This window comes from Citrobacter sp. Cb023, from assembly GCF_030336805.1.
Classification (GTDB): domain Bacteria; phylum Pseudomonadota; class Gammaproteobacteria; order Enterobacterales; family Enterobacteriaceae; genus Citrobacter; species Citrobacter braakii.
The window spans coordinates 269316-295637 of the sequence record NZ_JAOWCV010000034.1; the positions used below are offsets into that span (position 1 = coordinate 269316).

At 51.6% G+C, this 26322-nt stretch carries 25 protein-coding genes and 1 riboswitch; of the genes, 17 read left to right on the plus strand and 8 right to left on the minus strand.

Annotated elements, in window-relative coordinates:
- Window positions 1-37 precede the first annotated feature (37 nt).
- The 5 genes from bglX to OGW44_RS11530 all read left to right on the plus strand — a co-directional run bounded on the left by bglX (window position 38) and on the right by OGW44_RS11530 (window position 6308).
- Complete coding sequence (gene bglX / locus OGW44_RS11510) at window positions 38-2335, plus strand: beta-glucosidase BglX (protein ID WP_185654856.1); 2298 nt, start codon at window positions 38-40, stop codon at window positions 2333-2335.
- 218 nt (window positions 2336-2553) lie between these two features.
- Window positions 2554-3471 (plus strand): glycine betaine ABC transporter substrate-binding protein OsmF, encoded by a 918-nt coding sequence (gene osmF, locus OGW44_RS11515; protein ID WP_016153696.1) that lies wholly within the window; start codon window positions 2554-2556, stop codon window positions 3469-3471.
- A 15-nt stretch (window positions 3472-3486) separates the two neighbouring features.
- Entirely contained in the window at window positions 3487-4653 is a 1167-nt protein-coding gene (locus OGW44_RS11520) for an ABC transporter permease (RefSeq protein ID WP_278085788.1), read from the plus strand.
- The gene (locus tag OGW44_RS11525; RefSeq protein WP_103766537.1) at window positions 4646-5593 is read left to right on the plus strand and encodes an ABC transporter ATP-binding protein; all 948 of its coding nucleotides are present in this window, start codon (window positions 4646-4648) and stop codon (window positions 5591-5593) included. The genes OGW44_RS11520 and OGW44_RS11525 overlap by 8 nt, the downstream gene beginning before the upstream one ends.
- Entirely contained in the window at window positions 5577-6308 is a 732-nt protein-coding gene (locus tag OGW44_RS11530) for an ABC transporter permease (protein WP_169329967.1), read from the plus strand. The genes OGW44_RS11525 and OGW44_RS11530 overlap by 17 nt, the downstream gene beginning before the upstream one ends.
- On the opposite strand, the gene OGW44_RS11535 is transcribed toward OGW44_RS11530, so the two are convergent.
- The gene (locus tag OGW44_RS11535) at window positions 6289-6396 is read right to left on the minus strand and encodes a protein YohO (RefSeq protein ID WP_003027354.1); all 108 of its coding nucleotides are present in this window, start codon (window positions 6394-6396) and stop codon (window positions 6289-6291) included. The two genes, OGW44_RS11530 and OGW44_RS11535, sit on opposite strands and share 20 nt — an antisense overlap.
- Window positions 6397-6470: 74 nt before the next feature.
- On the minus strand, window positions 6471-7202 hold the full coding sequence (gene mlrA, locus OGW44_RS11540) for an HTH-type transcriptional regulator MlrA (RefSeq protein ID WP_016153692.1): 732 nt from the start codon (window positions 7200-7202) through the stop codon (window positions 6471-6473).
- 225 nt (window positions 7203-7427) lie between these two features.
- Here mlrA and OGW44_RS11545 point away from each other — a divergent pair, with 225 nt between their 5' ends.
- The 3 genes from OGW44_RS11545 to OGW44_RS11555 are packed head-to-tail and all read left to right on the plus strand — an operon-like array spanning window position 7428 to window position 10346.
- Complete coding sequence (locus OGW44_RS11545) at window positions 7428-9113, plus strand: sensor histidine kinase (RefSeq protein ID WP_016153691.1); 1686 nt, start codon at window positions 7428-7430, stop codon at window positions 9111-9113.
- Complete coding sequence (gene btsR, locus OGW44_RS11550; protein ID WP_016153690.1) at window positions 9110-9829, plus strand: two-component system response regulator BtsR; 720 nt, start codon at window positions 9110-9112, stop codon at window positions 9827-9829. The genes OGW44_RS11545 and btsR overlap by 4 nt, the downstream gene beginning before the upstream one ends.
- Window positions 9830-9875: 46 nt before the next feature.
- Window positions 9876-10346: a YehS family protein gene (locus OGW44_RS11555; protein WP_016156965.1), complete on the plus strand. Its 471-nt coding sequence runs from the start codon at window positions 9876-9878 to the stop codon at window positions 10344-10346.
- Window positions 10347-10388: 42 nt separating this feature from the next.
- On the opposite strand, the gene OGW44_RS11560 is transcribed toward OGW44_RS11555, so the two are convergent.
- Both OGW44_RS11560 and metG read right to left on the minus strand, forming a co-directional pair.
- On the minus strand, window positions 10389-10847 hold the full coding sequence (locus OGW44_RS11560; protein WP_016156964.1) for a YehR family lipoprotein: 459 nt from the start codon (window positions 10845-10847) through the stop codon (window positions 10389-10391).
- A 207-nt stretch (window positions 10848-11054) separates the two neighbouring features.
- Window positions 11055-13088, minus strand: a complete 2034-nt coding sequence (gene metG / locus OGW44_RS11565; protein ID WP_016156963.1) for a methionine--tRNA ligase — start codon at window positions 13086-13088, stop codon at window positions 11055-11057.
- Window positions 13089-13252: 164 nt separating this feature from the next.
- On the opposite strand from metG, the gene apbC reads away from it, so the two are divergent.
- From apbC to OGW44_RS11595, 6 genes are all read left to right on the plus strand, one after another.
- The gene (apbC, locus tag OGW44_RS11570) at window positions 13253-14362 is read left to right on the plus strand and encodes an iron-sulfur cluster carrier protein ApbC (protein ID WP_016153686.1); all 1110 of its coding nucleotides are present in this window, start codon (window positions 13253-13255) and stop codon (window positions 14360-14362) included.
- Between the two features lie 264 nt (window positions 14363-14626).
- On the plus strand, window positions 14627-14908 hold the full coding sequence (locus OGW44_RS11575) for a DUF2574 family protein (RefSeq protein ID WP_016156962.1): 282 nt from the start codon (window positions 14627-14629) through the stop codon (window positions 14906-14908).
- Between the two features lie 273 nt (window positions 14909-15181).
- Window positions 15182-15721: a fimbrial protein YehD gene (gene yehD / locus OGW44_RS11580; RefSeq protein WP_185654854.1), complete on the plus strand. Its 540-nt coding sequence runs from the start codon at window positions 15182-15184 to the stop codon at window positions 15719-15721.
- A 63-nt stretch (window positions 15722-15784) separates the two neighbouring features.
- A complete protein-coding gene (locus tag OGW44_RS11585) occupies window positions 15785-16465 on the plus strand; it encodes a fimbrial assembly chaperone (protein ID WP_185654853.1) in 681 nt (226 codons plus the stop codon).
- A 13-nt stretch (window positions 16466-16478) separates the two neighbouring features.
- Window positions 16479-18965: a fimbrial biogenesis outer membrane usher protein gene (locus OGW44_RS11590; protein ID WP_185654852.1), complete on the plus strand. Its 2487-nt coding sequence runs from the start codon at window positions 16479-16481 to the stop codon at window positions 18963-18965.
- 11 nt (window positions 18966-18976) lie between these two features.
- The gene (locus tag OGW44_RS11595) at window positions 18977-19960 is read left to right on the plus strand and encodes a fimbrial protein (RefSeq protein WP_047359144.1); all 984 of its coding nucleotides are present in this window, start codon (window positions 18977-18979) and stop codon (window positions 19958-19960) included.
- A gap of 53 nt (window positions 19961-20013) precedes the next feature.
- On the opposite strand, the gene OGW44_RS11600 is transcribed toward OGW44_RS11595, so the two are convergent.
- Complete coding sequence (locus OGW44_RS11600; protein ID WP_103284015.1) at window positions 20014-20346, minus strand: RcnB family protein; 333 nt, start codon at window positions 20344-20346, stop codon at window positions 20014-20016.
- 221 nt (window positions 20347-20567) lie between these two features.
- A riboswitch (TPP riboswitch) is annotated at window positions 20568-20664 on the plus strand.
- A gap of 31 nt (window positions 20665-20695) precedes the next feature.
- On the opposite strand from OGW44_RS11600, the gene thiM reads away from it, so the two are divergent.
- The 3 genes from thiM to OGW44_RS11615 are packed head-to-tail and all read left to right on the plus strand — an operon-like array spanning window position 20696 to window position 23069.
- A complete protein-coding gene (gene thiM, locus OGW44_RS11605) occupies window positions 20696-21484 on the plus strand; it encodes a hydroxyethylthiazole kinase (RefSeq protein ID WP_185654851.1) in 789 nt (262 codons plus the stop codon).
- Complete coding sequence (gene thiD, locus OGW44_RS11610; protein WP_019077204.1) at window positions 21481-22281, plus strand: bifunctional hydroxymethylpyrimidine kinase/phosphomethylpyrimidine kinase; 801 nt, start codon at window positions 21481-21483, stop codon at window positions 22279-22281. The genes thiM and thiD overlap by 4 nt, the downstream gene beginning before the upstream one ends.
- 41 nt (window positions 22282-22322) lie before the next feature.
- Window positions 22323-23069, plus strand: coding sequence for a GntR family transcriptional regulator (locus tag OGW44_RS11615; protein WP_016153677.1), 747 nt, complete (start codon window positions 22323-22325; stop codon window positions 23067-23069).
- Here the strand turns inward: OGW44_RS11615 and OGW44_RS11620 are convergent.
- The 3 genes from OGW44_RS11620 to OGW44_RS11630 are packed head-to-tail and all read right to left on the minus strand — an operon-like array spanning window position 23043 to window position 26283.
- The gene (locus tag OGW44_RS11620; protein WP_019077203.1) at window positions 23043-24008 is read right to left on the minus strand and encodes a PfkB family carbohydrate kinase; all 966 of its coding nucleotides are present in this window, start codon (window positions 24006-24008) and stop codon (window positions 23043-23045) included. The genes OGW44_RS11615 and OGW44_RS11620 overlap by 27 nt on opposite strands.
- Window positions 24005-25009, minus strand: a complete 1005-nt coding sequence (locus tag OGW44_RS11625; protein ID WP_019077202.1) for an ADP-ribosylglycohydrolase family protein — start codon at window positions 25007-25009, stop codon at window positions 24005-24007. Before OGW44_RS11625 ends, OGW44_RS11620 begins: the two co-directional genes overlap by 4 nt.
- On the minus strand, window positions 25006-26283 hold the full coding sequence (locus tag OGW44_RS11630) for a nucleoside permease (RefSeq protein ID WP_049269027.1): 1278 nt from the start codon (window positions 26281-26283) through the stop codon (window positions 25006-25008). The genes OGW44_RS11625 and OGW44_RS11630 overlap by 4 nt, the downstream gene beginning before the upstream one ends.
- Between the last annotated feature and the right edge of the window lie 39 nt (window positions 26284-26322).

The following is a 26322-nucleotide window of genomic DNA, read 5'->3' on the forward strand; positions in this document are numbered from 1 at the left end:
CGCTGCCTCGTCGGGAAAAAATAAAGAGAGAATCAACATGAAATGGCTATGTTCTGTAGGTGTCGCGGTGAGTCTGGCATTGCAACCAGCGTTGGCGGACACTCTGTTTGGTAACCATCCACTGACGCCAGAGGCGCGGGATGCCTTCGTTACCGATTTACTTAAGCAGATGACCGTAGATGAGAAGATTGGGCAACTCCGTTTGATAAGCGTCGGGCCTGATAACCCGAAAGAAGCCATCCGCGAGATGATCAAAGACGGGCAGGTTGGGGCAATTTTTAACACCGTCACGCGCCAGGATATCCGCAAAATGCAGGATCAGGTGATGGATCTCAGTCGCCTGAAAATCCCTCTCTTTTTTGCCTACGACGTATTGCACGGTCAGCGTACCGTATTCCCGATAAGCCTCGGTCTGGCATCCTCCTTTAATCTCGATGCGGTCAGAACCGTTGGTCGAGTGTCTGCGTATGAAGCCGCCGATGATGGTCTGAATATGACCTGGGCGCCGATGGTCGATGTCTCGCGCGATCCGCGCTGGGGCCGCGCCTCGGAAGGGTTTGGCGAAGATACGTATTTGACCGCCACGATGGGCAAAACCATGGTGGAAGCGATGCAGGGTAAAAGCCCGGCCGATCGCTATTCGGTGATGACCAGCGTCAAGCACTATGCCGCCTATGGCGCGGTTGAAGGCGGCAAGGAATACAACACTGTCGATATGAGCCCGCAGCGTTTGTTCAACGACTATATGCCACCGTACAAAGCCGGACTGGACGCCGGTAGCGGTGCGGTGATGGTGGGGCTTAATTCGCTGAACGGCACGCCGGCGACTTCGGATGCATGGCTGTTAAAAGACGTGCTGCGCGATGAGTGGGGCTTTAAGGGCATTACCGTTTCCGATCACGGCGCGATTAAGGAACTGATTAAGCACGGTACCGCCGCCGATCCTGAAGATGCGGTGCGTGTGGCGATCAAGTCCGGCATCAACATGAGCATGAGCGATGAGTATTACAGCAAATACCTGCCGGGGTTGATTAAGTCAGGTAAGGTGACGATGGCGGAGCTGGACGACGCTGCGCGTCATGTGCTGAACGTGAAATATGATATGGGGCTGTTTAACGATCCGTACAGCCATCTGGGGGCTAAAGAATCTGACCCGCAGGACACCAACGCGGAAAGCCGTTTGCACCGCAAAGAGGCGCGTGAAGTGGCGCGTGAAAGCCTGGTGCTGCTGAAAAACCGTCTGGAAACATTGCCGCTGAAAAAATCCGCCACCGTAGCGGTTGTCGGTCCGCTGGCCGACAGCAAGCGTGATGTGATGGGCAGTTGGTCTGCTGCCGGGGTTGCCGATCAGTCAGTAACGGTGCTGACGGGGATTAAAAATGCCATCGGCGAGCAGGGCAAAGTGGTATACGCCAAAGGGGCGAACATCACCAACGACAAAGGCATTGTCGACTTCCTCAACCAGTATGAAGAGGCGGTGAAGGTTGACCCGCGTTCGCCGCAGGCGATGATTGATGAAGCCGTTAACGCCGCGAAGCAGTCTGACGTGGTGGTCGCGGTAGTTGGTGAAGCGCAGGGAATGGCGCATGAAGCCTCCAGCCGCACCGATATCACCATTCCGCAGAGTCAGCGTGACCTGATTACCGCGCTGAAAGCCACGGGTAAACCGCTGGTTCTGGTACTGATGAACGGTCGTCCGCTGGCGCTGGTTAAGGAAGATCAACAGGCCGATGCGATCCTCGAAACCTGGTTTGCCGGGACGGAAGGCGGTAACGCCATCGCCGATGTGCTATTTGGCGATTACAACCCGTCAGGCAAGTTGCCGATGTCTTTCCCGCGCTCTGTCGGACAGATCCCGGTCTATTACAGCCATCTTAATACCGGTCGCCCGTATAATGCCGATAAGCCGAATAAGTACACGTCGCGCTACTTTGACGAAGCGAACGGTCCGTTGTATCCCTTTGGCTATGGCCTGAGCTACACCACATTCACGGTTTCTGATGTGAAACTCTCTTCTCCGACGATGAAGCGTGACGGGACCGTGATGGCCAGCGTGCAGGTGACCAACACCGGCAAACGCGAAGGTGCGACGGTGATTCAGATGTATTTGCAGGATGTTACCGCTTCAATGAGTCGTCCGGTAAAACAGCTGAAAGGTTTTGAGAAAGTGAATCTTAAGCCGGGTGAAACCCAAACCGTTAGCTTCCCAATTGATGTTGAAGCGCTGAAATTCTGGAACCAGCGTATGCAATACGATGCCGAACCGGGCAAGTTCAACGTCTTTATCGGCGTGGATTCTGCCAGAGTGAAGCAGGGCGAATTTGAACTGCTGTAATTGATATCATGCCTGATAGCGTGACGCTTATCAGGCCTGCGAAATCGTACCATCCGGTAAACTCACTTTGGGTTTGCCGGATTTTTTTTATTGTATTATCGCCTTACCGCGAGTAACTCTCAGTGTTACTACCCAATTGCCAGGTTAAGGCTTGATTTTTCGACTATGCTTTTTCCTCAAGTCTCTGAAAAGGGCCGTAAAAGAATGAGGAGTGCAGCATGATAATTTCAAAAGTTTGGGTGGGTTCGCTGGCGTTATTAGCCGCGATCAGCTTGCCCTTACAGGCCGCGTCACCCGTCACGGTCGGTTCAAAAATAGATACCGAAGGGGCGCTGCTCGGCAACATTATTTTGCAGGTGCTCGAAAGTCACGGCGTGAAAACCGTTAATAAAGTACAGCTGGGTACCACTCCGGTGGTGCGTGGGGCAATTACCTCTGGTGAACTGGATATTTATCCGGAATATACCGGCAATGGCGCATTCTTTTTTAAAGATGAGAATGATCCTGCATGGAAAAATGCGCAGGCCGGTTATGACAAAGTGAAAAAGCTGGACGCAGAGCAAAATAAGCTGATCTGGCTAACGCCTGCGCCCGCCAACAACACCTGGACCATTGCGGTTCGCCAGGATGTCGCGCAAAAGAATAAGCTTGAGTCTCTTGCCGATTTAGGCCGTTACCTGAAAGACGGGGGGACGTTCAAACTTGCCGCCTCTGCGGAATTTATCGAACGGGCTGACGCGCTGCCTGCCTTTGAAAAAGCCTATGATTTCAAACTGAATCAGAATCAGCTGTTGTCGCTGGCGGGGGGGGATACCGCGGTGACGATTAAAGCAGCGGCGCAGCAGACCTCTGGGGTCAATGCGGCGATGGCCTACGGTACCGACGGTCCGGTTGCGGCGCTCGGTCTGCAAACATTAAGCGATCCGCAAGGCGTACAGCCCATTTATGCGCCAGCGCCCGTTGTGCGTGAATCGGTGCTGCAGGACTACCCGCAAATGGCAGAATGGCTACAACCGGTATTTGCCAGCCTGGATGAAAAAACGCTGCAACGGCTGAATGCCAGTATCGCCGTGGAGGGGCTGGATGCGAAAAAAGTCGCAGCAGACTACCTGAAGCAAAAAGGATGGGTGAAGTAACGGAGTTTGCAGCAGGTGGGTGTTTTGTCGAATATTTCAGTAAATCGGGTGCTGTTGCTGCTGGTGTTTCTTACCATCGCGGCGGCAGCGCTTCCTTTCATCAGCTATGCTCCCAATCGCCTGGTTTCCGGTGAAGGGCGTCAACTCTGGGATATCCAACCCGACATGGCATGGGGATTAGCGGCGGCCTGTGTGCTGCTGTTTCTTCTGTGCTTTGTACCGGGAAAATCCGGCAATATATTGACGCTTATCGTTAGCCAACTGTTGGTGATTGCGGTGCTGGTCATCGCCGGCACAACGGCAACGTATCTGGCTCAGACGGGTAGCCCGCTGGCCAGAACCAGCCTGGGCAGTGGGTTCTGGTTAGGGCTGGGAGTGATGCTGCTGGCAGCCAGTGACGCCATTCGTCGCATCACCGAACGGGCGTCGTGGCGTTGGTTATTGCACGCACAAATATTCATTTTGCCGCTGGTGTTACTGCTCTCCGGTACGTTTAACGATCTTTCTCTGCTTAAAGAATATGCCAACCGCCAGGATGTCTTTAACGACGCGCTGGCGCAGCATCTGACGATTCTGTTCGCTACCGTGGTGCCCGCGCTGCTCATTGGCGTGCCGCTGGGCGTCTGGTGTACTTTTTCTGTCTCCCGTCAGGGGCCGGTATTCGCGGTACTGAACATCATCCAGACTATTCCCTCCGTCGCGCTGTTTGGCCTGTTAATTGCGCCGCTTGCCGGACTGGTGAAGCACTTTCCCTTGCTGGGTTCGCTTGGCGTAGCGGGAACCGGTCTGACGCCTGCGCTTATTGCGTTGGTGCTGTATGCGCTCTTACCGCTGGTTCGCGGCGTAGTGGCTGGATTGAATCAGGTTCCACTCGATGTACTTGAAAGCGCCCGGGCGATGGGGATGAGCGCGCGTCAGCGGTTTATCTCGGTGCAGTTTCCACTGGCGCTGCCGGTCTTCTTGCGCAGTTTGCGAGTGGTGATGGTCCAGACGGTGGGGATGGCGGTGATAGCCGCGCTGATTGGTGCAGGGGGATTTGGCGCGCTGGTCTTTCAGGGATTGCTCAGTAGCGCCGTTGATTTAGTGCTGTTGGGCGTGATCCCGGTCGTTGTGCTGGCTGTGTTGATTGATGCGCTGTTTGATTTAGGGATCGCGCTGCTAAAGGTATCGAATAATGATTGAATTTCGCCATGTCAGTAAAACCTATGGCCAGCAAAAAGCCGTCGACGACCTGAACCTGCAGTTAGGAGAGGGCAGCTTTTCGGTATTAATTGGCACGTCAGGTTCGGGCAAGTCTACCACGCTAAAGATGATCAACCGGCTGGTTGAACATGACAGCGGGCAGATCCGTTTTGCCGGGGAGGAGATCCGCAGCCTGCCGGTGCTGGAGTTACGACGGCGCATGGGGTACGCGATTCAGTCTATTGGTTTGTTTCCCCACTGGACTGTCGCGCAGAATATTGCCACCGTACCGCAGCTGCAAAAGTGGTCACGTTCACGTATTGATGACCGAACAGATGAACTAATGGCGCTGCTGGGCCTTGAGGCGAGTTTACGTCACCGGTATCCGCATCAGCTTTCCGGCGGACAACAGCAGCGGGTTGGGGTTGCGCGAGCGTTGGCCGCAGATCCGCAGGTGCTACTGATGGATGAGCCTTTTGGCGCGCTGGACCCGGTCACCCGCGGCGCGCTGCAGCAGGAGATGACGCGTATCCATCGTTTATTGGGACGTACCATTGTGCTGGTGACGCATGATATCGACGAGGCGCTGAGACTGGCGGAGCATCTGATTTTGATGGATGCGGGAAAAGTTGTGAAGCAAGGCACGCCGCTGTCGATGCTCACTGCGCCAGCGAATGATTTTGTGCAAACTTTTTTTGGCCGCAGTGAACTGGGCGTAAGGCTGTTGTCGCTGCGTACGGTAGGGGATTTTATCCGTCGCGGCGAACACTCAGACGGCGAGCCGCTGGTGGATGAGATGACGCTACGTGATGCATTGTCGGTGTTCGTGGCGCGTGGCTGCGATGTCTTGCCGGTCGTGACGCCTCAGGGGGTGCCCTGCGGGACGCTTCATTTTCGCGATTTGCTTTCGGAGACGCCGACCCGTGAAACGTCTTGCTGATCCATTGCTATGGCTTGTTGCGCTGTTTCTGATCCTGTTGGTGGGGTTGCCTCACAGTCAGGCCCTGTTTAGTTCGCTATTTCCGGCGCTGCCGCGTCCCGTGTATCAGCAGGAAAGTTTTACGGCGCTGGCGTTGAGTCATTTTGCGTTGGTGGGGATTTCAAGCCTTATTGCCGTCATCATTGGCACCGGAGCGGGAATAGCGGTAACCCGGCCCTGGGGCGCGGAATTCAGGCCGATGGTGGAAACGATTGCCGCCGTGGGGCAGACATTTCCTCCGGTCGCCGTGCTGGCGATCGCCGTACCGGTGATGGGGTTTGGGCTTGAACCCGCGATTATCGCGCTGATTTTGTATGGCGTGTTACCAATCTTGCAGGCAACTCTGGCGGGACTCGGTGGAATTCCTCCCAGCGTGATGGATATCGCCAGCGGAATGGGCATGAGTCAGGGCCAGCGGCTGCGTAAAGTGGAGTTGCCGCTGGCGGCACCGGTTATTCTGGCGGGAATTCGCACGTCGGTGATTATTAATATCGGCACCGCTACGATCGCGTCAACCGTCGGGGCGAACACGTTGGGCACGCCGATTATCATCGGGCTGAGCGGGTTCAATACCGCCTATGTGATTCAGGGGGCGCTGCTGGTCGCGCTGGCTGCGGTGATAGTTGACCGCGGGTTTGAGCGATTAGCGAGCCACCTTACCCGGCACGTAAAATGAATGTATAGCCTGCCAGCATGACGCCGCCGATACCGCCGATGGCCATCAGCAGGAAGAGGGTAATGACACCGATTTTAGCTGCGCTCATTATGCACTCCTTATGTGAATCTAAGGATTGTACACGTTTGTTAACAGAATATTAAGAGCCGATCCTGGTTGGCTTTAAATACCGAGCGGATAAATATCGTGACCTAACGCGCGCCATTCGTTCAGTTGTTGCTGCTGAGCAGGCGTTTGGCTTTCGCCGCACCAGACCAGTAAGGTTCGCCCTTCAAACAGTTCCGGTCGCAATTGGTTTAGCGAGTGGGCGAGGACGTCAACGCGCCATCCCTGCTGGCTGGCTACCCAACCCTCCAGCCATAAGCGAGTGGTATCATGAATGTTCCAGCCGACAACCAGGGCATCTTTACCCTGTTTCTTGCGCGCCGAGGCCAGACAAATCGCGATGTAGTTGATGAGGACACCGTCGAGGATCCCCAGTAACGCCTGCAGGATCGGCTGCTGACATTGCAGGCGGCGGCGTAACGGAATGAACAAATGGGTGTTGAGCGTTTGTGCGGGATAATCCTGACCGCGCTCTTTGATCCACATCCTGAGGCTATGCAGATTATTACTTTGCAAATAGCTCAACAGCGTCTCTTGCTGTTCGCGCCAGCCGTTATGCACATCAATGTTCTCGTTACTGAGCAACATTTTTACCTTACTGACCTGAACGCCGTTATTTATCCAGCGTTTTATCTCACGGATCCGGTCAATATCCGCGTCGTTAAACAGGCGATGCCCGCCGTCTGTTCGCTGCGGTTTCAGTAATCCGTAACGCCTCTGCCACGCGCGTAAAGTGACAGGGTTGATATCACAAAGCAAAGCCACTTCACCTATTGTGTAAAGCGCCATCGTCGTCTCACTTATGCTCGCGAGGTCCCAGTTTTACTTTAGACGCTCTTTTGCGAACCAGGTAGTTTTGTCTGTTTTTTGATCAACAAATGGGTGAGTTTGTAGTCATGCTCGCGCTTTCGAGTGATCGTTCTCACAAATTCCTTTTTTTTTGCAACACTTCAAAGAAAGTTACGCGCAGCCCATGTATGTTACGCGCTTTTAAGTGATGTGTGGTTGGCAGGTATGTACGAGTTTAATCTGGTGTTGCTGCTGCTTCAGCAGATGTGTGTGTTTCTCGTTATCGCGTGGCTCATGAGCAAAACGCGTTTGTTTATCCCGCTGATGCAGGTCACGATCCGGCTCCCGCACAAGCTGCTTTGCTACGTTACCTTTTCCATTTTCTGCATTTTGGGCACCTATTTCGGGCTGCACATTGATGATTCTATTGCTAATACCCGTGCTATCGGCGCGGTGATGGGTGGGCTGCTTGGCGGCCCGGTGGTCGGCGGTTTGGTCGGTCTAACCGGTGGCTTACATCGCTATTCAATGGGCGGAATGACGGCGCTCAGTTGCATGATTTCGACCATTGTGGAAGGTTTGCTCGGCGGGCTGGTGCACAGCGTGCTCACCCGTCGTGGCCGTACCGATAAAGTCTTTAGCCCACTGACCGCGGGTGCCATTACTTTTGTCGCCGAACTGGTGCAGATGCTGATCATCTTGTTAATCGCCCGGCCGTTTGACGATGCGTTTCGGCTGGTCAGTAATATCGCCGCGCCGATGATGGTGACGAATACCGTGGGTGCAGCCTTATTTATGCGTATTTTGCTCGATAAACGGGCGATGTTTGAAAAATATACCTCTGCTTTTTCCGCCACTGCGCTCAAAGTTGCCGCCTCAACGGAGGGTATTTTGCGCCAGGGGTTTAACGAGGTTAACAGCATGAAGGTCGCTCAGGTGCTGTATGAAGAGCTGGATATCGGTGCTGTGGCAATTACCGACCGCGAGAAGCTGCTGGCATTTACCGGCATTGGTGACGATCACCATCTACCCGGAAAACCTATTTCGTCGTCGTACACCCAACGGGCGATAGAAACCGGAGAGGTGGTGTATGCCGATGGGAATGAAGTCCCTTACCGCTGCTCTTTGCACCCGCAATGCAAATTAGGCTCGACGCTGGTGATCCCTTTGCGGGGTGAAAACCAGCGGGTGATGGGAACCATCAAACTGTATGAAGCCAAAAACCGCCTCTTTAGCTCGATCAACCGCACGCTGGGGGAAGGGATCGCCCAACTGCTTTCGGCGCAGATTCTGGCCGGGCAGTATGAGCGGCAAAAAGCGATGCTCACGCAGTCGGAAATCAAACTCCTGCATGCTCAGGTGAACCCCCATTTTTTGTTTAATGCGCTCAACACCATCAAAGCCGTGATCCGACGCGATAGCGAGCAGGCCAGCCAACTGGTGCAGTATCTGTCGACGTTCTTTCGCAAAAACTTAAAACGTCCGTCGGAGATTGTGACGCTGGCTGATGAAATTGAGCACGTTAATGCCTATCTGCAAATTGAAAAGGCGCGATTTCAGTCGCGCCTGCAGGTGACTTTGACGGTGCCAGATGCGCTTTCGTATCAGCAATTACCTGCCTTTACCCTACAACCTATTGTGGAGAATGCCATTAAGCACGGTACCTCTCAGCTACTGGATACCGGCGAAGTGTCGATCACCGCCCGCCGCGAAGGGCAGTATCTGATGCTGGATATTGAAGATAACGCCGGGTTGTATCAGCCAACGTCTGAGGCCAGCGGATTGGGTATGAATCTGGTTGATAAACGACTGCGCGAGCGGTTTGGCGACGATTTTGGCATCAGCGTAGCGTGTGAACCTGACCGCTTTACCCGAATCACTTTACGACTTCCTCTGGAGGAACTGGCATGATCAAAGTGCTGATTGTCGATGACGAACCGTTAGCGCGGGAGAATCTGCGGATCCTGTTGCAGGCGCAAAGCGACATCGAGATCGTCGGCGAATGTTCGAATGCGGTGGAAGCCATCGGCGCGGTACATAAACTGCGTCCGGATGTCCTGTTCCTTGATATTCAGATGCCGCGTATCAGCGGTCTGGAAATGGTTGGCATGCTTGATCCTGAGCATCGTCCGTATATTGTTTTCCTTACTGCCTTTGATGAATATGCGGTGAAAGCTTTTGAAGAACACGCGTTTGATTATCTTCTCAAACCGATTGAAGAGGCGCGACTGGAAAAAACGCTGAGCCGTTTGCGTCAGGAGCGCACGAAGCAGGATGTATCGCTACTGCCGGAGAATCAGCAGGCGCTGAAGTTTATTCCGTGCAGCGGCCACAGCCGAATCTATCTGCTGCAAATGGATGACGTGGCGTTTATCAGCAGCCGCATGAGCGGCGTGTATGTGACCAGCAGCGATGGTAAAGAAGGTTTCACCGAACTGACGCTCAGAACGCTGGAAAGCCGTACACCTTTGCTGCGCTGCCATCGGCAGTATCTGGTGAATATGGCGCAATTGCGGGAGATCCGTCTGGAAGAAAACGGTCAGGCCGAACTGATTTTACGCAACGGGCTGACAGTTCCGGTGAGTCGCCGTTATCTTAAAAGTCTAAAAGAGGCGATTGGACTGTAAAACTGATACACTGCGCGCCATTGCATCACCGACAGTTGAAGGCTCTATGCTAAGTAACGATATTCTTCGTAGCCTGCGCTACACCCTGAAAGCGAACAATAACGACATGGTGCGTATTCTTGCGCTTGCTGACATGGAATCCACCTCCGCAGGTTTTGATACCTGGATGACAAAAGAAGATGAAGCCGGGTTTATTCGTTGCCCGGATATCATTCTCTCCGGATTTTTAAACGGTCTGATTTATCATCTGCGTGGTAAAGACGAGTCTGCGCCGGAACTGGCGCTTGAGCGTCGTGTTAACAACAATACGGTGCTGAAAAAGCTGCGTATCGCCTTTTCGCTGAAAACCGATGATATTCTGGCCATTATGACCGAGCAGAAGTTTCGTGTGTCGATGCCGGAAATTACCGCCATGATGCGCGCGCCGGACCATAAGAACTATCGCGAATGCGGCGATCAGTTTCTGCGTTACTTCCTGCGGGGTTTGACGTCGCGAGTGCACAAAACGAAAGCGTAAAACGACGCTGGCGACCGCGATGAATTTCGGGTCGCCAGGATGTTATTTCACTTCTTTAAAACCCGCCGATTCCATTACCGTTTGCATTTGCTTCATGCTGATATTTTTATCGGCTTTCTCAGAAAGCTTCATTCCGGAAATTGCCTGCAACGCTTTTATATCGACTTTTTCCATATCAATAGTGACATTTTCCTGTGCGTAGGTATCTGTATAGGTGAGCTTTTCTTCTACGCCTGCAATATTTTGATATTTGGCGCTTAACGCATCGAATACTTTTGCGGCTTCCTCTTTATTGCTGGCGCCGACAGACGCATAGCTGATTTTACTTTCGGAGCTTTGTTTCAGAACTTTGTCACCTTTATAGGTGTAAGAGACGGTGATATCCGAACCGTTAAGATTGGCATTGAATGTTTTCGTTTCTTCTTTATCACCACAACCCGCCAGGGAAAAAACCACAACCGATGCCACGGCGAGAGAAACTAATTTTTGTAACGCTGTCATGTAAAACTCCATTTTATGAATATCGAATGCTAAATAATAACGCCAATGAATATGAGGGCCGGGCGGCCTTAATAGCAGAGCAGTATAGAATAAATCTAATAGCGATGGCTAAGCAGTCCGAAAATGGAGTGGGGGAGTGTGTTTAAGATTAAAGGTAAATCACTCAGCAAAAAAAGCGCTGCAGTTGCAGCGCTCGAGATGTCTGATTTATTTCACCTGTTGGCCAGGTTTTGCGCCTTCGTCCGGGCTTAACAGGAAGATATCTTTCCCGCCAGGACCTGCCGCCATGACCATCCCTTCAGAAATGCCGAAGCGCATCTTACGAGGTGCCAGGTTAGCAACCATAATGGTCTGACGTCCAACCAGGGTCTGCGGATCCGGATAGGCAGAACGAATACCAGAGAAGACGTTACGCTTCTCGCCACCGAGATCCAGCGTCAGACGCAGCAGTTTGTCAGAACCTTCCACAAACTCGGCGTTTTCAATCAATGCCACGCGCAGGTCAACTTTGGCGAAATCGTCAAAGGTAATGGTTTCCTGAATCGGGTCATCCGCCAGCGGGCCGGTTACCGGTGCGGCAGCGGCCTTCACTTCTTCTTTCGACGCTTCCACCAGCGCTTCAACTTGTTTCATGTCGATGCGATTGTAGAGCGCCTTAAAGGTGTTGACCTTGTGACCGAGCAGCGGTTGCTTAATGGCATCCCAGCTCAGCTCGCTGTTCAGGAAAGCTTCTACACGTTCAGCAAGCGTTGGCAGAACCGGTTTCAGGTAAGTCATCAGGACGCGGAACAGGTTGATACCCATGGAGCAGATCGCCTGCAGGTCGGCATCGCGGCCTTCCTGTTTAGCAACGACCCACGGAGCCTGTTCGTCAACGTAGCGGTTTGCCACATCGGCCAGCGCCATGATTTCACGGATAGCTTTACCAAATTCACGGCTTTCCCATGCTTCGCCAATCACCGCAGCAGCGTCAGTGAAGGTTTTATACAACGCCGGGTCGGCCAGTTCAGCCGCCAGTACGCCGTCAAAACGCTTGCTGATAAAGCCTGCGTTACGTGATGCCAGGTTGACTACTTTGTTGACGATATCGGCGTTTACACGCTGAACGAAGTCCTCCAGGTTCAGGTCGATGTCATCAATGCGTGAAGAAAGCTTCGCTGTGTAGTAGTAGCGCAGGCTGTCGGCGTCAAAGTGCTTCAGCCAGGTGCTGGCCTTAATGAAGGTACCGCGAGATTTGGACATCTTCGCACCGTTTACCGTCACATAACCGTGTACGAACAGGTTGGTCGGCTTACGGAAGTTGCTGCCTTCCAGCATCGCCGGCCAGAACAGGCTATGGAAGTAGACGATGTCTTTACCGATGAAGTGATACAACTCAGCGTCGGAATCTTTCTTCCAATACTCATCAAAACTGGTCGTGTCGCCGCGCTTATCGCACAGGTTTTTGAACGAACCCATATAGCCAATTGGTGCATCCAGCCAGACATAGAAGTACTTGCCTGGCGCATCCGGGATTTCAAAACCGAAGTATGGGGCATCGCGGGAAATATCCCACTGCTGCAGGCCGGATTCGAACCATTCCTGCATTTTGTTGGCGACCTGCTCCTGCAACGCGCCGCTGCGTGTCCAGGCCTGCAGCATCTCGCTGAATGACGGCAGGTCAAAGAAGAAGTGTTCGGAGTCGCGCATTACCGGCGTCGCGCCAGAAACGACGGATTTCGGCTCGATAAGTTCGGTCGGGCTGTAGGTTGCGCCGCAGACTTCACAGTTATCGCCATACTGATCCGGAGATTTACATTTCGGGCAGGTGCCTTTAACGAAACGGTCCGGCAGGAACATGCCTTTTTCCGGATCGTAAAGCTGGGAGATAGTACGGTTCTTAATAAAACCGTTCTCCTTCAGGCGCGTATAAATCAGCTCAGACAGCTCACGGTTCTCTTCGCTGTGCGTAGAGTGGTAGTTGTCATAGCTGATGTCAAAACCCGCAAAATCAGTCTGATGCTCCTGACTCATTTCACCGATCATCTGCTCTGGCGTGATCCCAAGCTGCTGTGCTTTCAGCATGATTGGCGTACCGTGTGCGTCGTCCGCGCAGATGAAGTTAACCTGGTGGCCGCGCATTCGCTGGTAACGGACCCAGACATCAGCCTGGATGTGCTCCAGCATATGGCCGAGGTGGATAGAGCCGTTGGCGTACGGCAGCGCGCACGTTACCAGAATTTTCTTCGCGACTTGAGTCATAGTGGGCAATTACTTCTTTTGTAGTGAAAAGGGCTTTGATAGTACCAAAATGGTAATTACTGCGCCAAGCGATAAGGGCATTTATCCGTAAATGAATAATTGTTGCGGTTGGAGTAAACTACCTGGTGACTATTGTATTTTCAGAACAACAAAAAGGAGTCGGGATGAACGCACAATCCCAGGCCAAATCACCAGAGACCCTGCGCGCGATGGTTGCCGGGACGCTGGCGAATTTTCAGCATTCAACCCTGAAACATAATCTGACGACGCTTAAAGCGTTGCATCACGTCGCCTGGATGGATGACACGTTGCACGTTGAGCTGGTCATGCCGTTTGTCTGGCAGAGCGCGTTTGAGGACTTAAAAGAGCAATGTAGCGCCGATCTGCTGCGTATTACTGGTGCGAAAGCGATCGACTGGAAACTGTCGCATAACATTGCGACGCTGAAACGCGTGAAAAACCAGCCGGGCATTAATGGTGTAAAAAACATCATCGCCGTCAGTTCGGGTAAAGGTGGCGTGGGTAAATCCTCTACTGCCGTGAACCTGGCGCTGGCGCTGGCTGCGGAAGGGGCTAAGGTAGGGATACTGGACGCCGATATTTATGGCCCGTCAATCCCGACGATGCTCGGTGCGGAAAACCAGCGTCCAACCTCTCCAGACGGTACCCATATGGCGCCGATCATGTCTCACGGCCTGGCGACAAACTCTATTGGTTATCTGGTTACTGACGATAATGCGATGGTGTGGCGTGGCCCGATGGCCAGCAAAGCCCTGCTGCAGATGCTGCAAGAAACCTTATGGCCGGATCTTGATTACCTGGTACTGGATATGCCGCCGGGTACGGGTGATATCCAGTTGACGCTGGCGCAAAACATTCCGGTCACGGGGGCTGTTGTGGTGACCACTCCGCAGGACATCGCGCTGATCGATGCGAAAAAAGGCATCGTGATGTTCGAAAAAGTCGAAGTGCCAGTGCTGGGTATTGTTGAGAATATGAGTATGCATATTTGCAGCAACTGCGGTCATCACGAGCCAATCTTCGGCACCGGTGGCGCGCAGAAACTGGCTGAGCAGTATCACACCCAACTGCTGGGACAGATGCCGCTGCATATTTCTCTGCGTGAAGACCTGGATCGTGGTACGCCGACGGTCATCAGCCGTCCTGACAGCGAATTTACCGCCATTTACCGCGACCTTGCAGGACGTGTCGCTGCCCAGCTCTACTGGCAAGGGGAAGTGATCCCGGGTGAAATTGCCTTCCGCGCGGTGTAATTAATAGCGTTAAAAATATTCACCGTATCAATAATGCATTGATGCGGTGAATATATTGGATGAAAAATCTCACTCAATTATTTATCCGGACTGTATAATTCATGTCTTTTTCTGAATAAATACCCTCAATGCATCATTTAAATTGATCAAATTGGTCGAATTAATCTACAATCTCAATTAGCCTTAGCGAGGCAGTTAATCCATAATCTACTGGAAAGACGGCTTGTGTGCTGTTTCCCAACCGATACAGGAATAATGAACGTAATGAAAAAAAATTTATTCTTGGGAGTTATTACTTTGGCTTATGGAATGAGCGCTTCTGCTTTCGCCACAGATACTGCCACCCTGAATATCAATGGTCGGGTAACTGAACCCACCTGTAGCGCTGATGTTGTAAATAACGAAGTGCAGCAACGCTGTGGCAATGCCATTTCCTTTTCAAACGTCAGAGCGGGTGTTTACAATCCAACAAAAGGTGCGGTAACTGAAATTGTTACTATCACCGGTGACGCTACACGACAAATTGTGATGACGCGTTACGATTAAACGTCTTTTATCAGCCATGCATTATTATTGTGAATAATACGTGGTTGATCATTTCTCTGAAGAATTCCATTTCGACAGTTAATCTCGTAAATTTATTAATTTAAAAGAATAAAAAAATCGACTGATTTGTTTCTATTATATTGCGCTTTGCAATTTGTTTTAAATCAATAAAACAACGCGTTTACATTGCGGTAACGTTTCTGGTGTGCGAATTTAATTTCACGGGTTAAGTCCTCTTAACCAATTGGAAGTTAATTCATTAAGGAATATACGATGAAACGTTCAATTATTTCCGCTGCTGTTCTGTCCGCTGTAGTTATGAGCGCTGGGGCTTTTGCTGCTGATTCTGATCAGGGTGAACTGATTATTACTGGTAAGGTAGTAGGGACCACCTGTAAATTTACTGGGGATACCACTGCGACCATTGGTATGAACCAAATTGGTGCTGACAGATTAAATGCCTTAAGTGCTGGTGGTGTTTATGAAGGATACTCAAATAAAACCACCGTGCCATTGACGGTTGAATGTACAGGAAGTAAAGCACCAAAAATTACTTTCTCCAGTTCTCAATTTGACAGCAATAATAAATATATTACACGAAATACCGCAGCAAATAATGGTGCTGGCTTCACCGTTTACTATGGTGATGATTTTACTAAACAGGTTAACCCCGATACAGGTATTGAGTTAACTAAAACTGCGGACAATAAATATACTCTGAACTTTAGCGCACGCTACGCGAAAATTGGTACTGCCGATGTCTCCGCTGGTGATGTGGCTTCTTCGCTGACGATGACGGTTGTTACTGATTAAGATGACTATCCTGTTTGTCGGCGGCTCCGGCCGCCGATTATTTCCGCAGTAAGGATAATTATAATGAAAAAAATACTCGTGTTTTTACTGGCCGGTACAGTAATGCCTGCGTGGGGCGGCATATACATTTACGGCACCCGTGTCATTTATCCGGCACAGAAAAAAGAAATTACCGTGCAATTAATGAATGAAGGCAGTCGCAGCTCGCTGGTTCAATCCTGGATAGATGACGGAGATACCAGTCTGCCACCCGAAAAAATCCACGTGCCATTTGTAATGAGCCCTCCGGTGGCAAAGGTCATCGGAGGCTCTGGTCAACAACTGAAAATTAAGCAATTGGCAAATACGCTACCGGAAGATCGTGAAAGTCTTTTTTTCCTGAATGTGTTAGATATTCCTCCTAATTCTGCGGAATCAGAAGGCAAGAACATGATTAAATTTGCTATGCAGAATCGCATCAAATTTATATATCGCCCGCAGGGTATTGCCGGTGTAGATGAAAAAAGCTTTTCTCGCTTAAACGTCAGAGATGTCAGTGGTGGCATTAATATCAAAAATAATTCTGCCAACTGGATTACTATTCCTGAAATAGTGGGTAATTCAAAAATAAACAGCGAGACAGTGTTACTTTCTCCGTGGTCAGATAAAAAGGTCGTCACCACTACTGTCGTTAATCATTACAAGGTTACTCTTATTGATGATCACGGAAACTACTTAAGTGAAAAAATAAAAACGGAAAGATAGTCAAGGATTGATTATGTCAAAGATAAATTCTATTACACTGTCAATCCTGTCGGTGTTGGCCGCTTCATCCGTATGGGCTGAAGAAGACACGTTTGATACCCACTTTATGATCGGCGGTTTGAATGGTGAGAAAATCTCTCGCTATCAAATTGATGGCGATAAGCCAATGCCCGGTATATATGAAATGGATGTTTATCTTAATAATAAGTGGCGTGGTCGGTACGATATTGATATTAAAGATGATCCCGAACTGACATGTCTGCCCTGGGCACAATTGCAGCAAATTGGTATTCGCACCGGGAACATTAAAACGGATAAACAAGAAGGCTGCGTGCCGCTGCGTGCAGCAGTGCAGGGCGGCAGTGTCAGTTATGACATTGGGGAGTTTATTCTAAATTTAAGCGTGCCTCAGGCGTATGTGGTTGAATATGAACCAGGATATATGCCGCCTGAAACCTGGGATCGTGGGGTGAACGCTTTTTATACCTCTTATTACGCCAGCCAGTATTACAGTAATTATAAACACGGTGGTGATGATAAAAGCAGCTATGTGAACCTGAATAGCGGGTTGAACCTGCTGGGGTGGCAGTTGCATTCAAGTGACAACTATACGAAAGGTAACGAGGGCAACGGCAAATGGAAGAGCAACACGTTATATGTGGAACGTGGTGTGCCGTCGATTCTTGGTACATTGCGCGCTGGTGACATGTATACCGGGGCAGATATTTTTGATGCCGTACGTTTTCGTGGTGTGCGTATCTGGCGCGATATGCAAATGTTACCAAACTCAAAACAGAATTTTACCCCTGTAGTTCGTGGGATTGCTCAGAGCAACGCCCTGGTAACCATCGAACAAAATGGTTTTGTTATTTACCAGAAAGAAGTGCCACCAGGCCCATTTGCTATTGATGATCTACAACTCGCTGGTGGCGGTTCGGATTTAGATGTCAGTGTGAAAGAGGCTAACGGTTCGATATCTCATTATCTGGTGCCTTTTTCATCTGTGCCAAATATGCTGCAGTCTGGCGTATCGAAATATGATTTCGCTGCAGGGCGTAGCCATATTGAAGGGGCTGGCAATCAGTATGATTTCCTGCAAGGGAGTTATCAGTATGGTCTGAACAATCTGCTAACGGTCTATGGCGGTACAATGCTGTCGCAAAACTATTCTTCATTTGTGCTTGGGACTGGCTGGAATACCCCCATTGGCGCAGTATCGGTAGACGCCACGCGATCGCATAGCGAGCAGGATAATGGTGATGTTTTTGATGGTCAGAGCTATCAGGTTGCCTGGAACAAATATGTCACGCAGACCGGTACGCAGTTTGCACTGGCAGCTTATCGTTACTCCTCGCGGGATTATCGTACCTTTAATGACTACGTGTGGGCGAATAATAAAAATAACTATAATCGCGATAAAAACGATGTTTATGACATTGCGGACTACTATCAAAACGACTTTGGCCGCAAGAACAGTTTTTCACTGAATATAAATCAAGCGTTACCCGAAAACTGGGGATCCCTGGCGGTTAGCGGCCTGTGGCGCGACTATTGGCAACGCAGTGGAAACGGCAAAGATTATCAGCTTAGCTACTCTAACGCCTGGCAGCGAGTTAGCTATACCGTTGCCGTGAGTCAAACGTACGATGAGGATAACCACGAGGATAAGCGTTTTAACCTGTATATCTCCATCCCGTTCTCGTGGGGGGACGGTATTTCCAATCCTCGACGCGATCTGTTCGTCTCTAATTCCACGACGTTTGATAGTGACGGCTTTCAGTCGAATAACACCAGCTTAAGCGGGGTGACGGGTCATCGCGATCAATTCAGCTATGGTGCCAACCTCAGTCAGCAACGACAGGGGAACGAGACAACGGCGGGCGTTAGCATGGTCTGGCGCGCGCCAGTGGCGACTGTAGGCAGTAGTTACAGCCAATCGAATAAGTATCAACAGGCCAGCGGCAATATTCAGGGGGGGATCGTGGTGTGGTCTGAGGGCGTGGCTCTGACTCCCCGGCTTTCAGATACATTCGCCATTGTTAAAGCGCCTGGGTTACAGGGTGCGGCTGTGCAAGGGCATCGTTACCTAACAACCAACAGTAAAGGTTACGCGGTTTACGACAGTCTGACGCCGTACCGTGAAAATATGCTGATGCTGGATCTTTCCGACACTAATAGCGATGTGGCATTACTGGGCAATCGAAAAGGTACAGTACCTTATCGCGGTGCGGTCGTGATGACGGAGTTTGAAACCGATCGGCGCAAACCCTGGTACTTCCTTGCCGAGCGTCCGGACGGCTCTCCGTTATCTTTCGGTTATGAAGTGGAAGATGATATCGGTAATAATGTTGGCCTGGTGGGGCAGGGTAGTCGGTTATTTATTCGCACCAACGACATTCCCGCGTCGGTACATGTTGCAGTTAATAAACAGCAGGGACAGTTCTGTACAATTACCTTCGATAGGGTGATTGATGAGAATAAAGTCTATATTTGCCGATAAGGATGCAAGATATGAAAGGATACGTATTTTTGATATTTTTGCTGCTGTCATCCTTTGGCGCTGATGCCGGGTGTACATTTCAGACGAAAAATGGCGGGTTAGCGACAATTAATCTGGATATGACATCTGGAACGGCAATAAATCAAATTAATCTCAGTTCCAGTGGCAACATAGTGTGTACAGCCAACAGTGATAGCTTATATTATACAACACCGCTTAAGGATTACATTGTTGCAATTCAGGGGGGCAGCGGCAAGAAGGTTTTAATTAATATCAATCTGACCAGCAATGATTTTCCAGTAAGTGTTGGTAAGAAAACGGTTAGTGCCGGCGAAGTGCTGGATACCAAAAGTTTCACCATCTCAGCAAGATATGTAAATTCAGGGACTATTAAGCAGACAGTATCCGGTGATGCGTTTAGTCTGAGCGACCCGGCAGTAAGTATTACCTCTGATAATTCTTGTACTTCAAACTGGCTAGCTTATCTTTATTGCTGGGTTACCGGACGTTTATCGAGTAATTCAGCTTTTACACAGAATTTAAGCTTTACAGTAACGCATCAACCCACCACGTGTCAGTTTTCATTACCCCGATACGAAATTAAAATGCCAGATACCACATTGAATGAGATGCTCACGGTTAATAATACCAAATCGGGTTCCACAAATCTGGTATTGAATTGCGAAAGTATATATAACGTTACTACCAATCCCGTCACTTTTAAAGTGGTGCGCGGTGACTGGGATGAAAGCGGGAAAATACTAAAAAACACGATAGCGAATGGCGCCAAAGGGGTGGGGTTCCAGATATATAATGGCACCGCGACTTCTCCTCTAAAACAGGGGGATAATCTGATGAACAGAATGACCAAACTGGAAGCAATCAGTAATCAGTACACTTTCCCTATCACTGCGAAATACGTTCGCGTGACAGGGGAATCATTACTGCCTGGTGAAATACAAAGTAAAGTGATATTTGCAGTATCTTATGACTAATTGATTTGCGGGTATTTCACGTACTTTCTTGCTGAAAGTACGTGTTTTTTCTATTAACGATGATAAAAAATCTCGCCGTCGTAGGCTTTAATGATCTTACCGTCAGCATCGTTGATCAGCACGTACGCACCACCCATGTAGGTCCAGTGGGTACTGGCGGTAGGTGCTGGCAGGTTGCGTTGGTTCCATTGCTTAATCGCATATTCGTCAGTACGGTACAGCGGTGGGACCGTGTCACCAGGTTTAAAATGGGTAAAATCGGCGATGAAACCGCTCAACTCATACTTATCAATTCCGGTGGGAGCAGCTGTTGCGGCCGGCGCGGCCCAGACGACGCTGCTTGCAAGCAGGAGTGCACCCAGCAACATTTTATTCTTCATACCCATCCTCTTTACCTGTTCGGGTCATCAACATCAGTCGTGTATCATTCCTGGCTTATAGGGCATCTGACAAGAACTTTTTTGTGATCACGCCAGTCATTTCGTAAAAAGTGTAAATGAATGTACAGATTAGCTGCAACCTTACCCCGTAATTTCGTGGAGGGCCATGGTGCTGCGCTAATTTACATCATCAAGCGTAGGCAGTATTCTGTTACCGAAACTTGTGTTTCAACGACTCGGGGTGCCCCATCGCTGATGGGCTGAGAAATACCCGTACCACCTGATCTGGATAATGCCAGCGTAGGGAAGTCTGACACTGCTCGTGTCCCTTCTTCGCGCGGGCAGGAGCTGAACCATGCAGCCTGACCTGCACAGCCGCGCACTCGCGGCTCACACCTTACACCAATTTAGAACGCTTTCCCCTCTCACACACTGCATGACCAACGAGGTCGTGCAAAGCTTTACGGCCAATACGCTGCTGGCGCTGGGCGCATCACCTGCAATGGTAATCGAGCCTGAGGAAGCCAGTCAGTTCGCGTCTATTGCCAGTGCATTACTGATTAATGTCGGCACCTTAACCCGGGAACGGGCTACGGCGATGCGCGCCGCAGTTGAGCGGGCACAACTTGCTAAAACTCCGTGGACGCTCGATCCCGTTGCCGTGGGGGCGCTGGAGTTTCGTCGTCGCTTCTGTCTGGATTTGTTGGCGCTACAGCCTGCAGCTATCCGCGGCAACGCTTCGGAAATACTGGCTCTGGCGGGTATGAACGGCGGGGGACGCGGCGTGGATACGACCGATACGGCAGCCGCTGCGCTTCCCGCAGCGCAGGCACTGGCTCGTCAGGTTGGGACCATTGTCGTGGTTACCGGCGAAATTGACTATGTCACCGATGGTCAGCGTACCGTCTGCGTGAACGGGGGTGACCCGTTGATGACGCGCGTGGTGGGCACCGGATGCGCGCTGTCGGCGGTCGTTGCGGCCAGTTGCGCCCTGCACGGTGACCGGCTTGATAACGTCGCCTCCGCCTGTAGCTGGATGAAACAGGCCGGACAAATAGCCACTCGACAATCAACCGGACCGGGCAGTTTTGTCCCGGCATTTATTGACGCCCTCTATAACCTGAACGCGCAGGAGCAACTATGAAACGGATTAACGCATTAACGATTGCCGGAACCGATCCAAGCGGTGGTGCGGGTATTCAGGCCGATTTAAAAACGTTCTCGGCGCTTGGCGCTTACGGCTGCTCGGTTATCACGGCGTTGGTGGCGCAAAATACGCGCGGGGTGCAGTCGGTGTATCGCATTGAACCTGACTTTGTCGCCGCGCAGCTGGATTCGGTGTTCAGTGATGTGCGTATCGACACCACTAAAATCGGTATGCTGGCGGAAACGGATATTGTTGAAGCGGTCGCCGAACGTTTGCGTCGCCATCGGGTGCAAAATGTCGTGCTGGATACCGTGATGCTGGCGAAAAGCGGCGATCCGTTGCTGTCTCCTTCGGCGGTTGAAACTCTGCGTACCCATTTGCTGCCGCAGGTTTCGATTATCACCCCAAATTTACCCGAAGCTGCGGCGCTGCTCGGGGCTCCCCATGCGCAGAGTGAGCAGGAGATGTTAGAGCAGGGAAGGGCGCTGCGGGCGCTGGGTTGCGAGGCGGTGTTGATGAAAGGCGGTCATCTGGAGGATGCGCAAAGCCCCGACTGGCTCTTTACCCGTGATGGCGAGCAGCGTTTTACCGCGCCAAGGGTGATGACCAAAAATACCCACGGTACTGGCTGTACGCTATCGGCGGCACTGGCGGCGCTGCGTCCGCGCCATGACAACTGGGCACAGACAGTGCAGGAAGCTAAGTTGTGGCTTTCAGCGGCATTGGCGCAGGCCGACACCCTGGAAGTCGGTGAGGGAATTGGTCCGGTGCATCATTTCCACGCGTGGTGGTAATGAGTATACTGGCTGCAGAAACGGCTGCAGGAAAAAGATAAATGGAACAAGCGCATACCCAGCTTATCGCGCAACTGAATGAACGTATTTCCGCGGCAGATAACACGCCGCTGTATATGAAATTTGCGCAAACGGTGAAAAACGCTGTGCGCAGCGGGATTCTGGAGCATGGAAACATCCTGCCTGGCGAGCGCGATCTCAGCCAGTTAACCGGCGTTTCGCGAATTACGGTTCGTAAGGCGATGCAAGCCCTGGAAGAAGAAGGCGTCGTGACGCGCGCCCGCGGTTACGGGACGCAGATCAACAACATCTTCGAGTATTCGCTAAAAGAAGCGCGTGGTTTTTCACAGCAGGTGGTGTTGCGCGGTAAAAAACCAGATACGCTGTGGGTTAACAAGCGGATTGTGCCTTGCCCGGAAGAGGTAGCGCAGCAGCTGGCTGTTGCCACGGGGAGTGACGTCTTCCTGCTCAAGCGCATTCGCTACGTAGATGAAGATGCGGTTTCTATTGAAGAGTCATGGGTTCCTGCCCATCTAATTCATGACGTGGATGCCATCGGCGTTTCACTGTATGACTATTTTCGCAGCCAGCATATTTTCCCGCAGCGCACCCGCTCACGTGTCAGTGCCCGAATGCCTGACGCAGAGTTCCAGGCGCACATTCAAATGGACAGCAAAGTGCCGGTGCTGGTGATCAAGCAGGTAGCGCTTGACCAGCAGCAACGGCCCATTGAATACAGCATCAGCTATTGTCGAAGCGATCTATACGTGTTTGTGTGCGAGGAGTAACGCCTCGCGCGTAGGGGCGCAATCGCCCCCGCGATGCCCTACCACCCAGGACGCCACGGCGTTTCCAAGCAGTACAGCGTCAGCCAGCGACCAGCCAGACGCCAGTCCCGCCAGCATGCCGCCAGCGTGGCTGTCACCAGCGCCAATGGTATCAACGACTGCTGTCGCAAATGCCGGTATGCAACCGGAAGTTTGCGTGCTGAAATACCACGCACCGTCTTTATCGTGGCGTACCACCACCGGTGTGGCAAAACGTTGCACCCATTGTGCGCCAAAACCTTCTATATCCTGGCTTAATGCAAACCGCTCGGCGGCAATTTCCGCCTCCTGCCGATTGAGCGATACCAGTGGACGGCAGGCCATAATTCTTGCCAGTAAGGGCTCGGGAATGTCGCCGATGCGTGGGCCAAAATCGATAAACGGCGTCACTTCCTCCAGCCCTTCCAGCCAATGCACCAGCAACTCACCACACGGAGAGGCTAACTGATAGCCCGAGAGATAAACCAGGCTGTGACGTGGGATCTCCAGCTGTGCCAGCCAGTCAGCGTTCCACTGATTTTCGACGCCACTAAAGGACATAAAGGTACGTTCTCCATCCGGCTCGACCAGAGCCAGACACCAGCCGTTATCGCCTGCGGCGTTATCGATCAGGCTGTGCAGTCCCTCTTTTGCCATCCGGTTGCGGATAATATCGGCCCACACTCCCTGACCCAGCGGTAAAGCATTACTGGCCTCGATACCTAACCGCTTGAGTGCTACGGCGATATTGAGCGCGCAGCCGCCAACGTTCACCCCTTGCTGTTTGAGTTCAATGTCACATCCGCGCCAGGGAAGGGCATACGCATCGGCAATGACATCAATCACCGCCGCACCCACCACCGTAACGGGTCGCTGTGTGCGTAACTGCGGGAGAAGTTGTTGCAGACGCGTGGTGCTCATAGTGCCTCCCGCTGCTCGCGCAGTCGCATCAATCCACTGGCGTAGCGGATAAAGTCCAGCTGATTTACCGCATCGAGCTCATGTTTCAATGCCGGATTAATCGCACTTACGCCGTGGAGCGCGCCACAAATGGCAGTTGCCATCGCCCCGATGGTGTCGGTATCGCCCCCGAGGTTCGCGCACAGAATGGCGCAGCGGTTAGGATCGGTCTGCGCCAGCTCAACCATAGCGATGGCGCATGGCACGGATTCAATGGTACTGGTTCCGGCCCCTACAACCTGATACAACTGCTCGCAGGCAGATTCAATGCCGTCAGCGTTACGGACAATTTTCAGCGCCAGTTCAAGGCGTGCAGAGAGCGATGCGCTAAAGGTAGTGATCCTTTTTTGCTGCGCATGCCGGGCAATGGCTGGCAGCGCGTCGACAATCTCTGACCATTTTCCGCCGTCGATAGCGCGTGATACCGCCCACGCGACCACCACTGCGCCAGCGATAGCCAAATCCGATTTATGCGTCGGGCTGGAGGCTAATGCCACATCATCGATAAAGGCATCGAGATCGCGCGCGGGGAGCAGACATCCCAGCGGTGAAACGCGCATTGCCGCTCCGTTGGTAACGCCGTTATTTTCCAGTTCGGCGACAGGTTTGCCGTCGCGAATGGCTTTTAGGGCAATTTTTGAGGTCGGGCCGAGCACGTTTTTATTAAAAGCATCAAAACGTTCGGCCCAGGCCAGAATATTGCGGCCAATAACGTCGGGTACAATCTCTCCGTCGCACTCAAGCAGGGCATCAGCCAGACACAGCGCCATGGAGGTGTCATCAGTGAACTCCGCCTGGTTAAAATAGCAGGCGGCATTATTCTCCGCAGGGCCGGGTAAAAAACGGTCGATCCAACCGAAATGGGCTTTAACCCGGGTTCTTGGCCACAGTTCCGACGGCATACCCATCGCATCCCCTAACGCCTGCCCATAAAGAGCACCGAGAATACGTTCTGCTTTCATTTTACTTCCCCTTGTTTCAACGCTACATCGCGATCGTCCACCTTAATGGCGGTGATTTCTTTATCTGACTCGCGAAAGAAAATCATAAACATTACGGCAATGACGGCGATCATGACCGCGCCAAATCCCCACATGCCAGCCCAGTTAAAGGTAAGGCCATTCACCGGTTCCTGATAAGCAAACATTTTTTCCATCATCACGCCGCCCAGACGATAACCGAGCAGGCTACCGAATCCCTGACAGCAGAGGGTGATAAGCCCTTGCGCCGCGGTGCGCATATGTACGGGCGCTTTTTTATCGACATAAATGTAGGCTGTGACGTAGTAGAAGTCGTAACTGACGCCGTGCAGCAGAATGCCGAGAAACAGCAGAGCGTAAGTGAAATATTCTTCCGCGCCGCCGTAAACGAAAAATCCGTAGCGGATAGCTGCAGTAATAAGACCAAGCAGCAATACCTTTTTAATGCCAAAGCGTTTGGTGAAAAACGGTAGCGCTAGCATAAAGAAGATTTCAGAGAACTGGCCCAGCGTCATCCAGCCGGTGGCGTTTTTCATCCCGACTTCTGTCAGATAACCGTTGGCGAAGATGTAATAGAACGCCAGCGGCATCGCGAACAGAAAAGAGCAAAAGAAAAAGACGAGGAAGTTCTTATCCCGCAGCAGGATCAGCGCATCCAGACCCAGCATGACCTTGAAATCCATTTTGCCGGTACTTTTCGGCGGTGTATCCGGTAAAAAGAACGCAAAGACGCCCAACAGAGCCGAGCTTCCGGCAGTGATTAGCAGAGGAATATTGGTAGGGGAGATGTCACTATAGCCAAGCATTTGCGGTAAGAAACCGCAGGCCAAACCAGAGGCGATCCAGCCAATGGTCCCCATTACACGGATGCGCGGGAAATCACGTTCAACGTCACTGACATTGGCAAAAGCGATACTGTTAGTCAGCGCAATCGTCGGCATATAGGTCAACGAATAGGCCAGTAACAGTGGGAAAAATCCGCTGAAGGTGGTTTGCTGGGCGGCGAAGTACATCAAAATAGCGCCGACGAACATCAGCACCGCCAGCACTTTTTGCGCGGAGAAAAAACGGTCAGTGACAGAACCGACCAGGATGGGCGACAGGATCGCAGCAATCGCGGTACAGGCGTAGGACCAGCCGATCTCCCCGGCGCTAAAGCCACTTTTACTCAGCCACAGCCACAGCGGTACAAACCAGGCGCCCCAGATAAACCACTCTATAAACATCATGAACGACAGCTTAACTGTAGTTTTCATCTTTAAATCCTTCATGACAGGTAAGGTACGCACTGATAG

Coding starts and splice junctions, on each gene's coding strand:
- bglX (WP_185654856.1), top strand. CDS start 38: ATGAAATGGCTATGTTCTGTAGGTGTCGCGGTGAGTCTGGCATTGCAA.
- osmF (WP_016153696.1), top strand. CDS start 2,554: ATGATAATTTCAAAAGTTTGGGTGGGTTCGCTGGCGTTATTAGCCGCG.
- OGW44_RS11525 (WP_103766537.1), top strand. CDS start 4,646: ATGATTGAATTTCGCCATGTCAGTAAAACCTATGGCCAGCAAAAAGCC.
- OGW44_RS11535 (WP_003027354.1), bottom strand. CDS start 6,396: ATGAGCGCAGCTAAAATCGGTGTCATTACCCTCTTCCTGCTGATGGCC.
- mlrA (WP_016153692.1), bottom strand. CDS start 7,202: ATGGCGCTTTACACAATAGGTGAAGTGGCTTTGCTTTGTGATATCAAC.
- OGW44_RS11545 (WP_016153691.1), top strand. CDS start 7,428: ATGTACGAGTTTAATCTGGTGTTGCTGCTGCTTCAGCAGATGTGTGTG.
- btsR (WP_016153690.1), top strand. CDS start 9,110: ATGATCAAAGTGCTGATTGTCGATGACGAACCGTTAGCGCGGGAGAAT.
- OGW44_RS11555 (WP_016156965.1), top strand. CDS start 9,876: ATGCTAAGTAACGATATTCTTCGTAGCCTGCGCTACACCCTGAAAGCG.
- OGW44_RS11560 (WP_016156964.1), bottom strand. CDS start 10,847: ATGACAGCGTTACAAAAATTAGTTTCTCTCGCCGTGGCATCGGTTGTG.
- metG (WP_016156963.1), bottom strand. CDS start 13,088: ATGACTCAAGTCGCGAAGAAAATTCTGGTAACGTGCGCGCTGCCGTAC.
- apbC (WP_016153686.1), top strand. CDS start 13,253: ATGAACGCACAATCCCAGGCCAAATCACCAGAGACCCTGCGCGCGATG.
- OGW44_RS11575 (WP_016156962.1), top strand. CDS start 14,627: ATGAAAAAAAATTTATTCTTGGGAGTTATTACTTTGGCTTATGGAATG.
- yehD (WP_185654854.1), top strand. CDS start 15,182: ATGAAACGTTCAATTATTTCCGCTGCTGTTCTGTCCGCTGTAGTTATG.
- OGW44_RS11585 (WP_185654853.1), top strand. CDS start 15,785: ATGAAAAAAATACTCGTGTTTTTACTGGCCGGTACAGTAATGCCTGCG.
- OGW44_RS11590 (WP_185654852.1), top strand. CDS start 16,479: ATGTCAAAGATAAATTCTATTACACTGTCAATCCTGTCGGTGTTGGCC.
- OGW44_RS11595 (WP_047359144.1), top strand. CDS start 18,977: ATGAAAGGATACGTATTTTTGATATTTTTGCTGCTGTCATCCTTTGGC.
- OGW44_RS11600 (WP_103284015.1), bottom strand. CDS start 20,346: ATGGGTATGAAGAATAAAATGTTGCTGGGTGCACTCCTGCTTGCAAGC.
- thiM (WP_185654851.1), top strand. CDS start 20,696: ATGCAGCCTGACCTGCACAGCCGCGCACTCGCGGCTCACACCTTACAC.
- thiD (WP_019077204.1), top strand. CDS start 21,481: ATGAAACGGATTAACGCATTAACGATTGCCGGAACCGATCCAAGCGGT.
- OGW44_RS11615 (WP_016153677.1), top strand. CDS start 22,323: ATGGAACAAGCGCATACCCAGCTTATCGCGCAACTGAATGAACGTATT.
- OGW44_RS11620 (WP_019077203.1), bottom strand. CDS start 24,008: ATGAGCACCACGCGTCTGCAACAACTTCTCCCGCAGTTACGCACACAG.
- OGW44_RS11625 (WP_019077202.1), bottom strand. CDS start 25,009: ATGAAAGCAGAACGTATTCTCGGTGCTCTTTATGGGCAGGCGTTAGGG.
- OGW44_RS11630 (WP_049269027.1), bottom strand. CDS start 26,283: ATGAAAACTACAGTTAAGCTGTCGTTCATGATGTTTATAGAGTGGTTT.